The organism is uncultured Actinomyces sp. (assembly GCF_963526355.1).
GTDB lineage: Bacteria > Actinomycetota > Actinomycetes > Actinomycetales > Actinomycetaceae > Actinomyces.
In genome coordinates this window covers 253,184-267,008 of record NZ_CAUROW010000001.1, presented here as the reverse complement: position 1 = coordinate 267,008, position 13,825 = coordinate 253,184, and the positions used below count along the sequence as shown (strand labels likewise).

The following is a 13,825-nucleotide window of genomic DNA, read 5'->3' as shown; positions in this document are numbered from 1 at the left end:
CGGGTATGTGAGCCGGGATGCAGCCCACTCAGCAAGCGGCGGCGAGATGGGGGTGTGTCCCCAGGAGGGCCGACGCCTCCTGGCGGGCGGTGGCGGGCTCGGCGAGTTGGGCCAGGCGCTCGGGGATGGGCCGGCCGCGCTTGACCATGGCCCGCCCCCACAGCATGCCGGCGCGGTAGGAGGAGCGCACCATCGGGCCGCTCATGACTGCGGCGAATCCGATCTCCTCGGCCAGACGGCTCAGCTCGACGAACTCCTGGGGCTTGACCCAGCGGTCGACGGGATGGTGCAGTTTGGAGGGGCGCAGGTACTGCGTGATGGTGAGAATGTCGCAGCGGGCCTCCACCAGAGCGGCCATGGCCGCCTCGATCTCGTCCCGGGTCTCGCCCATGCCCAGGATGAGGTTGGACTTGGTGACCAGTCCCGCTTCGGAGGCCGCGGTGATGACGTCGAGGCTGCCCCGGTAGGAGAAGGCCGGCCTGATCCGCTTGAAGATGCGCGGGACGGTCTCCAGGTTGTGACCGAGAACCTCGGGGCGTGAGGAGAAGACGTCCTCCAGCGCCTCCGGGTCGCCCCTGAAGTCGGGGATGAGCAACTCGACCCCGGTGCCCGGGGAGAGCTCGTGCACCCGGCGGGAGGTCTCGGCGTAGAGCCAGGCGCCGCCGTCGGGGCGATCATCGCGGGCCACGCCGGTGACGGTGGCGTACCTCAGGTCCATCTCCTTGATCGAGACCGCTACTCGCCTGGGCTCATCAACGTCGTACTCAGTGGGACGGCCGGTGGCGATGTCGCAGAAGTCGCAGCGCCGGGTGCACATCTCGCCGCCAACCAGGAAGGTGGCCTCACGGTCGTTCCAGCACTCGTAGATGTTGGGACAGTTCGCCTCGGCGCAGACCGTGTGAAGGCTCTTCTCCCGCACCAGTCCACGGACCTCCTGATAGGTGTCTGAAACGACGGCCCGAGTGCGCAGCCAGTCGGGCTTGGACTCGATGGGCGTCTGGGCGTTGCGCGCCTCGACCCGCAGGAGCTTTCGTCCCTCGGGGGCCACCGTGGTGCTCACTTCTACCTTCTACCTCTCCTCGCCGACGACGATTCCTGACGGAGTCTAGTACCCTCATGCAGGTTCGTAGGACCTCAGGCCTAGAAGTGGGTCCCGGTTGTCACGTGGCGTCTGCCACCAACGGTGCCAGATGAGCTTCCAGGGACGCCACCAGGGCGTTTGCTGGAACGCTGGTCGCCAGGTGTCGGCCGGTCTCTGCGCTCAACGAGGTCACACCTGCGTCATCGATCCCGCAGGGAATGATGCGGTCCAAGGAGAAGGCCTCCAGGTCGGGGTCGACATTGAGACCGATGCCGTGCATGGTCGTGCCCCGGGCGACCCTGACCCCCAGGGCGCAGATCTTGCGTTCGGTACGACGGAGCCGGCCGGGCGCCACAGGGGCCCCTGCGCTCTCGGGATCGGCTGGCACCCAGACCCCAGAGCGTCCCTCGACCCGGATCGTCTTCAATCCGTAGAGGGCGCACAGGTCGATGACGGCGGCCTCCAGGGCCCGCACGTAACGGATGACGTCGATCGGTGCGGCCAGGCGGAGGATCGGGTAGACGGTCAGCTGGCCCGGCCCGTGCCAAGTGGTCTTGCCGCCGCGGTCCACGTCGATGACCGGAACCTGCCCGGGCTCGACGACGTTGCCGTCGGGTCGCTCCCATGAGTGGGCTCGTCTGCCGACCGTGTAGACCGGCTCGTGCTCCATGAGCAGCAGCGTGCTGGGCAGACGGCCTGCTACGACCTCGGCGTGGACCACTCGTTGCCGCTCCCATCCCTCACGGAAGGGGATGAGTCGGGATCCGAGCTCCACATCCTGACGCAGCACGGGTACAGCCTAAGACCACAATCAGCGCCGGGACCAAAGTTATCCACAGGCCGCAAGCGCGGCCTGGTCATCTGCCGCCGGCGTAGTGACCATGGAATGCATGTGTCCAACGATGCGCCCCCGTTCCGATGACCAGCCGGCCGATAGTGAAGTCGCTGATGCAGGTGGTACTGGTACTGCACGTCCGGCGCGTCGCCCGGTGCTTCGACGCCGTGGTGCGCGCAGACCTCATGCCGCCAGCCTCCTGGTGTCCGATGCCGAGCCGGGCATTGCCGACTCGGCACTCGGCGCCCTGTCTCGTCAGGGCTACACCGTCGGTGAGGTGATGGGGCGCTCCACGGCTCCCAGCGCGCCTCGGCGTGGCCTGGACGTCCAAGGCCACGATGTCGTCATCCGGGTCGTCGACCTGCCGCACGGGCGTGGCGGAGCAGGGGTCCTGCGGCGGTTGGCCGATCTGCGCGTGCTGCGCCACCCCGGCCTGGTGACTGTGCGGGAGGTGGTTTCCCTGCCCGAGCAGCGGGCGGGAGTCATCATGGACCTCATCGACGGAGCCGGACTCGATGTGGTCCTGGGGGCTCGGGGAAGACTCAACGTCTCCCACCTGGCCACTCTCCTGGACGTCCTGGGGTCGGCACTGGCCTGTCTCCACGAGCACGGTGCCGCTCACGGGGATGTCTCCGCCGGCAACGTCCTGGTCACCACTGACGGTCGTCCGGTCCTCATCGATCTGCTGGGCTCCGTGATGGAGATGGGGACTCAGGACTGTGCTGCTCCCGAGCGGATCGCGGGTGCTCCGGCGTCGGCGGCCTCCGACGTCTATGCCCTCGCCCGCCTTCTGACTGAATGCGCGGGACAGGGTGGCAGTGGGGCCCGGCGGCTGAAGAGCCTTCTGCCCGACGCCCTGGCTGATGACCCGGCCGACCGCCCCAAGGCCCGAGACCTCGCCGCCCGAGCACCCCAGTTGGGGCAGGCCGCTCCCATTGGGCTGCCCGACGGTGCCCGGCTCGCCGCCGGCTCTCTGCGCGCGGCGGCCCGTACACCGACACGCACAGTAGGTTCCAGACTGGGGTCCAGGGCAGGGCCGGGTGTCCTGAGATCGAGGCTGGGGGTGCGAGCTGATACCGGTAGATGTGAGAAGAAGGATCGCGGTGCCGTGAGCCGTCCTGGACGGGGTCCTGCGGCACTGCGCTGGGGGAGGGGGCGACGAGAGGGGAGTGGACGTGCCCGCATCTGGGGGCTAGCGGCTGTGCTGCTGACTGTGGCCTGCCTGGTGGTCTGGGGGCTGGCGAGAGGACTGGCTTCGTTCAGGCCCGCGTGGGCGCTCGGTGCCGCTCCGACGTCCACGACAGGCATGCGGTCAAGCACGTCGGTTGTCTCCGGGGCAACCCCTTCGGCGGTCCTTTCATCGGGATCATCTCCAGCTGAGTCGGTGAGCGCGCCTCCGACTGTGCCGTCCTCACAGACGGCGCAGAGTGACGGTACGGACATGGACAGCGTCGTCGTCGCCCTGTCCTCCGCTCGTGACCGTGCGCTGATGGCCGCTGATGCCAGCGCTCTGGCGGCCACCACGGTTCCCGGTTCTCCTGCGGCCGAGGCTGACACCAGGGTGCTTGCCGGCCTGGTCGAATCGGGCGAGCGGGTCGCCGACCTGCAGACCTCCGTGGCCCAGGTGACCGACGTAGCTCTGCCCGGCGACGCGGCCGCGCTCTGGCAAGACGCGCGAGCGGTTCGGGTCACGCTCTCCCAGAGTCCATCGACGCGCTCAGGTGCAGCCGGCACACGGACGGTTCCCGCTTTGGAGTCCCGGCAGGTCGTGCTCATCCTCGTCCCAGAACCCTGGCGCGTTGCCGAGGTCCGAGGGACGGGCTGACTCGGGCTCGCGCGAGCCCGTAGCGTTGAGCTCAGTACGGTTCGGTGAAGATGGAGTTGTAGCCGGCCAGCTCAAGAAGTCGGCGGGTATCGGAGACCATCGCGGCTGAGCCGCAGAGGTAGACGTCCGTGCAGCGAGGCTCGAGCCGGAGGTCGCCGGCGAGCTCGGCGAGAGCGTCGGTGACTCGTCCACGGAACGTGTCCGGCTCCTCCTCACGGCTCAGGCAGCGTAGTACCCGCCCGGGCATGGGGGATTCGATCAGGGTTGTCAGGTCCTCGTCCCGGCGGCGGCACCCGAAGAGCAACGTGTCGTGCTCTATGCCGGGGGCCTGAGCGAACATGGCCAGCATGGGGGCGATTCCGGTTCCGGTGGCGATGAACAGCCGGCGTCTGTCCGAGTCGGCGAGCCCGAATCCGCCCAGGGGAAGCTCCACCACTGTGCTCGTGCCCGTGTCCGCGTTCTCGATGAACTGTGATCCTCGGCCGCCTGTTCGGGTGGAGATGAGCAGTCGAAGACGATTGTCCTCCAGCCCTGCGATCGAGTAGTCGCGCCATGCGTTGTCACCCACGTGCAGGCGGGCGAACTGCCCCGGCGCCCACGGGCTGATCTTCTCGTCCAGGCACAGCACCACCTCCCAGACACTGGGCGTCAGACGCCGTTTAGAGGTCAGAACGGCATGGTGCTTGCCCTCCGGCAGTGTGCGGACGTGGTGTGAGCCCGGGGTGGTGGAATCCTTGCGGATAGCGGAGTTGATCATGGTGTAGCCCTGAGGACCAAGTGCCTGGCAGGCTGCGGCTACTCCACCCATCATGGCTCCCATGACGCCGGAGCTCCCGGCGTCCTGCCCGGACAGGAGCAGCCCCGGGATGGCCGTGCGCGGCCCCAGCGGGCCGGACCTGTAGCGCAGCGGAGTGGCGGGCGGACCGTAGAAGGCGCCGGCAGGATGGGCGGTGTAGTGCTCGTAGGTCAGGGGAGTGGCGACCTCCATGTAGTCCACCAGGTCGCTCAGGCCTGGTGCCGCGCTCTCTGCCAGGTCCAGCATGCCGCGGGCGACGTGCTCCTTGAGGGTGGAGTACTCGGGGCCGCGGTCCCCCTTCGGGTGATCGGCCCAGTGCTGGAACGCCGTCGCATCGCAGAAGGATATGAGCTCGGCGGTGTGCGGGGACTCGCCGGACTTCAGGGAGGGGAAGGAGACGAAGACGTCATGGGGACGGCCTTCCAACAGGGAGACGGTGTGCTCCTGGCTATGTTCGTGGTCGAGATCCCGGTTGACCCAGATGTTGCCGCCGTTGAGGCCGATGCTGCGCGGGTCCTCACGCAGACGCAGAAACACAGTGACCGCTGACGTGTTCGTTCCCAGGTTCGCCAGAGTGCGGCGCGCCGGCCCGGTGGCGCGACCGATGTCGCCGGATGTGGGCAACAGGCGGTTGAAAGTGTTGAAGGCGCCGACGGCGGAGATGATGGCAGGGGCGCGGTAGATGCGCTCGCGTATCGGAGTCCCCCGGCGGTCCATGACCCGGACCCCAATGGCTGCTCCATTCTCGGTGAGGACCTCCGTGACCTCCTGGGCGACGCGGACGGCTCCTCCTGCCCGCTCGATCCCCTTCTCGAAGGTGCGGGCGATCCGAGCACTGCCGCCTCTGGGGAACCATCCTCCCTCAAGGTAGTGGGAGACGATCATCGCGTGCACGGCGAAGGCCGAGCGGGACGGTGGCAGACCGTAGTCTCCCCACTGGCTGGCCAGGACGCCTCTGAGCTCGGGGGAGCGGAAGCGGGCATCCAGGTACGCCTTCGTGGTTCCGGTGGCTGTTCGTCCGCCTGCGCGTTGAACCAGACCAAGGAACGACGCCACCGGCCGGGGAACCATCCCCTGAACGAAGCCCATGGTCGCCCACGCCGTCGCGCGGCGAACATCCTTGAAGTAACGATGAATGGCTCTGGACTCCTGGGGGAATGCGGTGACCAGGTCTCGCTCGTAGCGGTCAGGATCGCTGCTGATGCTCAGGTCGAGGCCCGGGTAGACGAACCGGTCGTAGGCGTCCGGCATACGGTTCCACTCCAGCTCGCCACCGGAGAGGTAGTCGAAGTAGGTGCGGGCTCGGCTTCCGGGGCCGATCTGCCCGATGTAGTGCACTCCCACATCCCAGGAGGCGCCGTCTCTCCGGAAGGTGTGAGTGAGTCCACCCGGCTCCGTGTGCCGCTCCAGGACGAGAACCCGTTTGCCGGCGGTACGTGCCAGCAGTCCTGCGCTTGTCAGCCCTCCGATACCCGAGCCGATCACGATGACGTCGTAGGACATGGCTGCTCCTCACGTGACTAGACAGTGTCAAGTCAGTGTAATCAGCCTACTAGACAGTGTCTAGTAGTGGTCCTACACTTTTTACATGACCTCTCGATCACTGGCTTCTTCCGGGCGGAGCGGCCGAGACCTGCGCTCCGAGCTGCTGCGAACCAGTCGGGCGCTTCTGAACGAGTCGGGTCCTGGCGCGCTGAGCATGCGGGAGGTGGCTCGGCGTGCCGGGTGCACCCACCAGGCGCCCTACCACTACTTCGCCAACCGGGAGGCTGTCCTGGCGGAATTGGTGCGCGAGGGCTTCGATGAGCTTGCGGACCGGCTTGCAGCGGCGCGCGAGGGGGTTGGGGATGCGGACCTCCGGGCGATCTTGACGGCCTCGGGGATCGCCTACGTCGAGTTCGCGCTGCGCCATCCCGGGGTCTTCCGGGTGATGTTCCGGCCCGATGTGTGCGATTTCGAGCGCTTTCCGGAGATGGTGCAAGCCGGTGAGCGCGCGCGCAATGAGCTTGTCCGCATAGCGAGATCCATGGTCGGCGGGGAGGCGTCTCTCGAGGTGGAGGTGCTGTTCTGGTCCAGCGTTCATGGTCTGGCCTTACTGCTGCTCGACGGCCCCTTGGCGGGCGAGTTTGGCTCGATGCAGGAGCGCATCGACTTCGCTCGTGGGGTTGTTGACCTGGCCGGGATTCCGATCGTCGATGTCTTCCATGAAGATGAGGGGATGGCGTGACGGAGGGCTTGCAGCAGTAGTGGGCTGTCGGTCCGACTGCTCGAACCGGCTGTCTGCGCCGAAGGCGGGTAGCAACATAGGTTGACAGGAGAGTGCTGTCAACCTATGTTGCTTACATGGATGCGCTCACTGCGGCCGCCGAGGCCGCTGATACCACTCACCCCGAGGACGGGCTGCGAGCCGTGGCCGCCCTGCGGCGACTGACGGACGCTCTTGAGCTGGCACAGGTCGAGGCCTCTCTGCGCTCAGGCATGGGGTGGAGCGAGATCGCCTCCCACCTCGGCGTCTCTCGTCAGGCCGTCCACAAGAAGTACGCCAAGCGAGTTCAGCCTGGTCTGGCTCCAAACCGGAGGAGATGACGATGCCCACCGTTAACCACTACCTGACCTGGCTCGGCGCCATGTACTCGGAGGCCGCTCGCCTGCGCCACCGGGAGATCGAGCCGGAGCACATGCTCCTCGGTCTTCTTGCCCAGGGCGGGACGGCAGCGGCCGTCCTGGCGGCCCAGGGCGTGACCCTCGCACGAGCGCGTTCAGCCGTCGATAAGATGGCGGATGCGGATCTTGCGCGTGTGGGTATCAGCGTGTCCGCCTCACTGAGGCCGGCTCCGGTTGCCGTCGATGACCTGGATCAGTACGTCGGTAGTGATATCCCCTTGTCTCAGGCCGCCGCCGATCTCATGAGCACCAGAGGTACCTCCTTCGCGACAAGCGGTCAGGCGCTCCAAGCCCTCATCTCTTCAACTACCGCCTCACCGCAGTCCCGGGTTGTCAGGCTTCTCGTCCACTGCGGTGTCGATGTCGGGCGCCTGCGCACCGAGCTCAGTGAGACGGTGATTGCCAAAACGCCGGCCTCGGGGCACTACCGGGTGACCGATGAGTACAGCAGTCACGGTTTGGACCGGGTCATCAGTCAGGAACGCTTCGTCTCAGGGCCGATGGCCCACGTGGCCGCCCTGCTCGGCGATCCTGACAGGCTCACCTGGTGGGCCCTGCCTCGAGAACAGCTCGCCGAGGCTCTGTCGGACGGCGCCGTGCAGAGGGTGGAGGGGCGTGGTCGAATCGGCTTCATGAGATGGCGGCTGGAGGCGGCCACGCCCGCAAGGATCACCTGGTCGTGCACCGCAGTCTCGGGGCGTCATGACGGGGAGACGGTCTTCGTGAAGGACCTGCACCTGACCGAGGCTCCAGGTGGAACCCGTGTTCGCCTGGTGCTGGCGCATCGCACCTGGGGGCGACTGGGACCATTGCTCTACCGGTTCTCCTGGCGGTGGAACCGTTTGGGGCTGGAGAACACGCTCATTGGCATCGCACGCGCGGCGGCTGAGGACTCATGAACCGATGACCGGGGCCGGCGCAGTCCGGGGCGTCGTCTCGGTTTTCTGCTGTGAATCTGACACGACGAGCAGGGCCCCGCACCATCACGGTGCGGGGCCCTCTGACGGCTAGCGTGTCGGAACCTGGCTCACAGGCCCAGCTCGCCGCCGAAGTCGCCCTCCTCAAGGCGCTTCTTGACCGTCATGAGGTAACGGGCCGCGTCCGCGCCGTCCACCAGTCGGTGGTCGTAGGACAGGGCCAGGTAGCACACCGAGCGGATGGCGATGACCTCGCCGCCGTCGGTGTCCTTGGTGACGCGGGGCTGGCGCTGGATGGCGCCCAGCCCCAGGATCGCGACCTCCGGCTGGTTGATGATCGGGGTGTCGAACAGGGCACCGCCGCTGCCGGTGTTGGTGATCGTGAAGGTCGAGCCGCTGAGCTCATCGGGGTTGACCTTGTTGTCCCGGGTGCGGGCGGCCAGGTCATTGATGCGCTTGGCCAGTCCGGGGATGTTGAGGTCGCCGGCGTTCTTGATCACCGGAACGAGCAGGCCGCGCGGCGTGTCCACCGCGATGCCCACGTGCTCGACGTCGTGGTAGGTGACGTTCTTGCCCTCAATGGAGGCGTTGATCTTCGGGTGGGCCTTGAGGGCCTCCGTGGCCGCCTGGACGAAGAAGGGCAGGAAGGTCAGCTTGGTGCCGTTCCTGGCCAGGAAGTCGTTCTTCGCGCGAGCCCGCAGCGCGGCCACGCGAGTTACATCCACCTCGACGACGGTGGTCAGCTGAGCGGAGGTCTGCAGCGAGTCGATCATGCGCTCGGCGATGACCTGGCGCAGGCGGCTCATCTTCTCCGTACGACCGCGCAGGGTCGTGTCCACCTCGGGCGTGGTCGGGGCCGGCTTGGCCGCAGCGGCGGGAGCGGACTCCTGAGAAGCAGGTGGGGCTGCGGCCGCGGCGGCTGCACGAGCCTCCTCGGCGGCCTTGGCCGCGGCCTCCACATCCTGCTTACGAATACGGCCTCCCACGCCGGTGCCGGTGACGGTGGACAGGTCCACGCCCTTGTCCTTGGCGAGCTTGCGAACGATCGGAGTGACGTAGGAGCCCGTGGCGCCCGAGCTCACCGGTGCGGCGGCGGCAGGAGCGGGGGCCGACGACGCTGCCGGAGTCGGGGCCGGCTCGGCGGCAGGAGCGGGGGCCTCCGGTGTGGCAGCCGGGGCGGATGCTGTCGCTGGAGCGGCCGACGGGGACCCGATGATGGCCAGGACGGTGCCGACCTCGACGGTCTCGTCCTCGGGGACGCGGATCTCCAGCAGGACGCCGGATGCGGGGGAGGGGACCTCGGTGTCCACCTTGTCGGTGGCGACCTCCAGCAGGGGCTCGTCGGCCTCGACGGTGTCACCCACGGCCTTGAGCCAGGAGGAGACCGTCCCCTCGGTGACGGACTCACCCAGAGCGGGCATCTTCACGGACTCTGACATTGCTGTCTTCCTTACTCTCGTCTAGCTGGATCAGCCGTGGTTGTGCAGCGGCTTGCCGGCGAGGGCCATGGCGGCCTCGCCGAGGGTCTCGTTCTGGGTGGGGTGGGCGTGGACCAGGGAGGCGACGTCGTCGGCGTCGGCCTCCCAGGACACCATGAGCTGGCCCTCTCCGACCTGCTCGCCCATGCGGGCACCTATGGCGTGGAAGCCCACGATGGGACCGTCCTTGAGGGAGACGAGCTTGACGAAGCCCTGGGTCCCCAGGATCTGGCTCTTGGCGTTGCCGGCCACATTGAACTCGGCCGTGGTGACGTTGTCCTTGCCGTGGATCTCGGCGGCCTTGGCCTCGGACAGACCCACCGAGGCGATCTCGGGCTCGCAGAAGGTGACTTTGGGGACCAGGACGTCGTCGACCGGGGTGGGGTCCAGGCCCGCGATCCTCTCAGCCACGACGATGCCCTGGGCGAAGCCGCGGTGGGCGAGCTGGACACCGGGGACGATGTCGCCTACGGCCCACACACCGGGGACATTGGTGCGGCCGTACTCGTCGGCCAGGACGAAGCCGCGGTCCATCGCCACCCCGACCTCCTCGTAGCCCAGGTTGGCCGTGGCCGGTCCGCGGCCCACGGCGATGAGCAGGACCTCGGCCTCGTGGGTCTTGCCGTCCTGGGTACGTACGGTCACGCCGCCGTCGTGGCGCTCGACCGACTCGAACATCGTGTTGGTGCGGAAGGTGATCTTGCGCTTGCGGAAGGCGCGCTCGAGCTGCTTGGAGATCGCCTCGTCCTCGTTGGGGACCAGGTGAGGCAGACCCTCGATGATGGTGACCTGGCTGCCCATGGAGGCCCAGGCAGAGGCGAACTCGACCCCGATGACGCCGCCGCCCAGGATCACCGCGGAGGCGGGGACGTGGTCCATCTCCAGGGCCTCCTCGGAGGTGATGACGCCTCCGGAGATCTCCTGTCCGATGGTCTTGGAGTAGGAGCCGGAGGCGAGGATCACGTTGCGGCCGGTGATGCGACGACCGTCAACCTCGACGGCGTCCGCGGCAACCAGGCGTCCCCAGCCCTGGATCAGGTCGATGCCCCGTGAGGAGACCAGGCCCTCAAGTCCCTTGTGCATCCGCGAGACGATACTGTTCTTGTACTTCTGGACGCCCGGCATGTCCACGCCCTCGAAGGCGGCCTTGATACCCACTGCGGCAGCCTCGCGCACGGCATCGGCGGTCTCGGCGGCGTGCAGCAGGGCCTTGGTGGGTACGCAGCCGCGGTGGAGACAGGTGCCCCCGAGCTTGTCGGCCTCGATGAGGGCGACCTTGAGGCCCAGCTGGGCGCCGCGCAGGGCGGCGGCGTAGCCCCCTGATCCCGCACCCAGAATGACCATGTCGTAGACGGTCTCTGTCACGAACTCACTCCTTGTTGGTTGGTCACGACGCCCTTGCGGGGCGGCTCGGCACGGGGCCATTGTTCCACCTGAGGAGTGGGTGCAGGAGTCAGCGGGGTTGCCGTTTAGGGACTAGGGTCCTGAAAATGCGGTGATACGTATCACTGTACATGGGTTGGTGTCAGTGACCTGCTTCGACGGACCGCAGTGAAGGCTCGCACGGAGCCCGGTTGTGCTACCGCGGAGCCTCGCCATCAGCCCTCCGGCCACTTATGGAAGGACGCCGACCTCGGCGGACAGCGAACGGAGCAGCTCCACCAGGGTCGAGACCCCCATCCCGGTACCTCCTGTGGGCGTCAGCCCCCAGGGCGAGGAGTCATTGTAGGCGGGTCCGGCAATGTCGAGGTGCGCCCACGGCCTGCGACCGACGAACTCGCGCAGGAACAGTCCCGCCGACAGCATCCCGCCGGCCCGAGAACCGACCTTGGTGTTGCGCAGGTCCGCGAATGGGGAGTCCAGGGTCGCGCGCAGGTGAGCGGGCAGCGGCATCGGCCAGAAGGACTCTCCCGCTCGCTGGGCGGCGGCCACGACCTCCTCGCGAAGCTCCGGTGTGCCCATGACCGCCGCCACATGGTCACCTAGGGCAACGATTTGTGCTCCGGTCAAGGTGGCCACGTCCAGGACGGCATCGGGTTCCTCCGTGACGGCTCGGGCCAGGGCGTCAGCCATGACCAGACGACCCTCAGCATCGGTATTGGTGACCTCCACGGTGGTGCCGTCGAACATCGTGATGATGTCACTGGGGCGCTGGGCGTCGGCGCCCGGCATGTTCTCGGCCAGCGCCAGCCAGGCGGTCACTCGGATCGGCAACGTGAGGCGAGCGGCCGCCACGACGGCGCCCAATACCGTGGCCGCGCCGGCCATGTCGGACTTCATCTCCGGCATGGAGGCGGCCGGTTTGAGGGACAGGCCACCTGAGTCGAAGGTGATGCCCTTGCCGATGAGCGCTACGTGTTTGGGGCGGGCCGCCTCGCTGTCGCCCGCCGACCGGATCCCGCTCGTGTTCTCGCCGTTCTGCGAAGGAACCCATTCCAAGCGAACGAGGCGTGCCGGGTGCACCGAGCCTTGGGCGACTCCAAGGATCCCGCCGAATCCCTGTTCGACCAGCATCGGGGTGTCCCACACCTCGACCGTGATCCCGGCCTCCTGTCCGGCTGAACATGCCCTCTCCGCGAACACCTCCGGGGTCAGGCGATTGGGGGGCTCGTTGACGAGGTCGCGGGTCAGGGTCGTGGCCTCCACCAGCGCCAGGGCGTCGGACAAGACCGCTTTCCCCTCCGGTGTATCGGACAGGGATGAGACGATGAGGATGCTCTTCAGGGCGGGAGCCTCCTCCGAGGAGGACGCGCGCGCTGGTCGGTCGTCGTTCCTCGCGGCCTTCCAGGAGTAGGTGCCCAGGGCCGCTCCGTGCGCAACAGCGGCCAGCTGTGCCTCGGAGAGGGATGGTAGCGCCAGGATCGCGGAATCGGTTCCGGCCAGCGCCCGGGTGGCGCGCCCGGCGGCCCGACGCAGTAGCCCCGTCTGGTCATACCCCAGAGCGGCCTCGTCGTCGGTGATGATGGCAAGGGGATCCGTGTCGGCCCACCCCGAACCGACACCGACGACAAGAATCGTTGCTGGACCGTGGTATGTCGTGGTGCTCACCGATGAGGCGGGCAGACGTACCACGGAGTCCTGAGCACCGGAGAACCCCAGAGAGGGAAGCAGTGCCGCCAGCGCATCGATGTCGAGGCCCTCCAGGGCGGTGCCGGAGGGCGGCTGGAGGCCCTCCAGGAGGATCTCGGGGACGTCGGTCCTGCTCTTGCCCGGCGCGGCCGCCAGGACGAGAGTGCCGGCTACCGGCACGGCGTCGGCACCTACTCGGTCGTTTGCTTGTTCTTCAGCGGCCTTCTGCGCCTGAGCGGCAGCCTCGACGGTGTCAGCGCCCTGCTCGGACTGTGCGGGCCCGGCCTCCGGTGAGTCGATCTCGTCCTGTGCGCCGATAGTGTCGGGTTCCCGGGGGTCACCGATAGTGTCGACCTCGGCCTGCCTGGTGAGGTCGGTATCCTTACAGCCATCGTTCACCGAGGCGTGCGCGTTCAAGGATCTTGTCAACTTAATGGTGCTCACGTTGTGAATAGTAACGTTGCGGCATTGGTTAGAGGCTGAGCCGGCACCTCGCGTGCCGGAGGCCATCATGTGCATGATGTGGAAAGGTCGTTCCCATGGACGAGCACTCATCGGTGAGGACGGTGCAGGACACCCGTCGCCCCGCTTACGGCTGGGGACGCATCCTGGTCGGCGTCTTCGCCGTCTTTGGTGCGATTGTCCTTGTTCCGTCCATGATCTCGCTGGTGCGTAGCCCCGATGAGGCTCCTGCAGTCCGGTCCTTCAATCTCTTGGGAGGGGGGCTGTACATCCTCCTTGCCGTCTGCGTGGCCCACAACGGACGCCGGATGCGCAACATCGGTTGGATGTGCCTGGGCGCGCTGGCCACCATGGCCGTGCTCATCGGGGTGCTGACCTTGAGCGACGCCTCCACCCCCACCGCCGATCTCGGAGTGTCGGTGTGGGCGTACTGGGGCCGGTCAAGGTGGTACCTGCCGACGGTCCTGCCGGCGGTGGCCGCCGCCTGGATGTGGATGTCTGACCCACGGCGCATCGTGGTCAACGCCGAGCGCATCACTGAGCTGTCCGACACCCTGACCGAGAGCCTCACCGAAAAGGCTCGTGCCGTTCAAGAGGGCCGTGCTCTGAAGAGCTCCAGAGGCGATGATCAGGAATTCGGTACTGCGTCCGCCTCGGATCGCAGTGACAAGCAGTGAGGAGCAATGAGGAACGGGCAG

11 protein-coding genes are annotated in these 13,825 nt (G+C 67.4%); 5 read left to right on the top strand and 6 right to left on the bottom strand.

What is annotated here, in order from left to right:
- Positions 1 to 28: 28 nt before the first annotated feature.
- Positions 29 to 1,060 (bottom strand): lipoyl synthase, encoded by a 1,032-nt coding sequence (locus RWR81_RS01110; RefSeq protein ID WP_314453121.1) that lies wholly within the window; start codon positions 1,058 to 1,060, stop codon positions 29 to 31.
- Between the two features lie 100 nt (positions 1,061 to 1,160).
- Positions 1,161 to 1,871 carry a lipoyl(octanoyl) transferase LipB gene (lipB, locus tag RWR81_RS01105; protein WP_314453118.1) on the bottom strand — a complete coding sequence of 237 codons (711 nt, stop codon included), beginning with the start codon at positions 1,869 to 1,871 and terminating at the stop codon, positions 1,161 to 1,163.
- A 199-nt stretch (positions 1,872 to 2,070) separates the two neighbouring features.
- Between lipB and RWR81_RS01100 the strand changes: the two genes are divergently transcribed.
- On the top strand, positions 2,071 to 3,741 hold the full coding sequence (locus RWR81_RS01100) for a protein kinase domain-containing protein (RefSeq protein ID WP_314453116.1): 1,671 nt from the start codon (positions 2,071 to 2,073) through the stop codon (positions 3,739 to 3,741).
- Between the two features lie 31 nt (positions 3,742 to 3,772).
- On the opposite strand, the gene RWR81_RS01095 is transcribed toward RWR81_RS01100, so the two are convergent.
- Complete coding sequence (locus RWR81_RS01095) at positions 3,773 to 6,040, bottom strand: FAD-dependent oxidoreductase (RefSeq protein WP_314453114.1); 2,268 nt, start codon at positions 6,038 to 6,040, stop codon at positions 3,773 to 3,775.
- An 85-nt stretch (positions 6,041 to 6,125) separates the two neighbouring features.
- On the opposite strand from RWR81_RS01095, the gene RWR81_RS01090 reads away from it, so the two are divergent.
- The 3 genes from RWR81_RS01090 (at position 6,126) to RWR81_RS01080 (ending at position 8,100) form a co-directional block, all read left to right on the top strand.
- The gene (locus RWR81_RS01090; protein ID WP_314453112.1) at positions 6,126 to 6,764 is read left to right on the top strand and encodes a TetR/AcrR family transcriptional regulator; all 639 of its coding nucleotides are present in this window, start codon (positions 6,126 to 6,128) and stop codon (positions 6,762 to 6,764) included.
- Positions 6,765 to 6,880: 116 nt separating this feature from the next.
- The gene (locus RWR81_RS01085) at positions 6,881 to 7,123 is read left to right on the top strand and encodes a hypothetical protein (RefSeq protein ID WP_314453108.1); all 243 of its coding nucleotides are present in this window, start codon (positions 6,881 to 6,883) and stop codon (positions 7,121 to 7,123) included.
- 2 nt (positions 7,124 to 7,125) lie between these two features.
- Positions 7,126 to 8,100, top strand: coding sequence for a Clp protease N-terminal domain-containing protein (locus tag RWR81_RS01080; RefSeq protein ID WP_314453105.1), 975 nt, complete (start codon positions 7,126 to 7,128; stop codon positions 8,098 to 8,100).
- Positions 8,101 to 8,228: 128 nt separating this feature from the next.
- Here RWR81_RS01080 and sucB read toward each other — a convergent pair whose 3' ends face one another.
- From sucB to RWR81_RS01065, 3 genes are all read right to left on the bottom strand, one after another.
- Positions 8,229 to 9,557, bottom strand: coding sequence for a 2-oxoglutarate dehydrogenase, E2 component, dihydrolipoamide succinyltransferase (sucB, locus tag RWR81_RS01075; RefSeq protein ID WP_314453102.1), 1,329 nt, complete (start codon positions 9,555 to 9,557; stop codon positions 8,229 to 8,231).
- A 30-nt stretch (positions 9,558 to 9,587) separates the two neighbouring features.
- Positions 9,588 to 10,961 carry a dihydrolipoyl dehydrogenase gene (lpdA, locus tag RWR81_RS01070; RefSeq protein ID WP_314453099.1) on the bottom strand — a complete coding sequence of 458 codons (1,374 nt, stop codon included), beginning with the start codon at positions 10,959 to 10,961 and terminating at the stop codon, positions 9,588 to 9,590.
- Between the two features lie 249 nt (positions 10,962 to 11,210).
- Complete coding sequence (locus RWR81_RS01065; protein WP_314453097.1) at positions 11,211 to 13,175, bottom strand: leucyl aminopeptidase; 1,965 nt, start codon at positions 13,173 to 13,175, stop codon at positions 11,211 to 11,213.
- Positions 13,176 to 13,204: 29 nt separating this feature from the next.
- Between RWR81_RS01065 and RWR81_RS01060 the strand changes: the two genes are divergently transcribed.
- Entirely contained in the window at positions 13,205 to 13,804 is a 600-nt protein-coding gene (locus RWR81_RS01060; RefSeq protein WP_314453095.1) for a hypothetical protein, read from the top strand.
- Positions 13,805 to 13,825 lie beyond the last annotated feature (21 nt).

Excerpts from the sequence above, each read along its gene's own strand:
- RWR81_RS01095 (WP_314453114.1), bottom strand. The coding sequence starts at position 6,040 with ATGTCCTACGACGTCATCGTGATCGGCTCGGGTATCGGAGGGCTGACA.
- RWR81_RS01090 (WP_314453112.1), top strand. The coding sequence starts at position 6,126 with ATGACCTCTCGATCACTGGCTTCTTCCGGGCGGAGCGGCCGAGACCTG.
- RWR81_RS01085 (WP_314453108.1), top strand. The coding sequence starts at position 6,881 with ATGGATGCGCTCACTGCGGCCGCCGAGGCCGCTGATACCACTCACCCC.
- RWR81_RS01080 (WP_314453105.1), top strand. The coding sequence starts at position 7,126 with ATGCCCACCGTTAACCACTACCTGACCTGGCTCGGCGCCATGTACTCG.
- sucB (WP_314453102.1), bottom strand. The coding sequence starts at position 9,557 with ATGTCAGAGTCCGTGAAGATGCCCGCTCTGGGTGAGTCCGTCACCGAG.
- RWR81_RS01065 (WP_314453097.1), bottom strand. The coding sequence starts at position 13,175 with ATGGCCTCCGGCACGCGAGGTGCCGGCTCAGCCTCTAACCAATGCCGC.
- RWR81_RS01060 (WP_314453095.1), top strand. The coding sequence starts at position 13,205 with ATGGACGAGCACTCATCGGTGAGGACGGTGCAGGACACCCGTCGCCCC.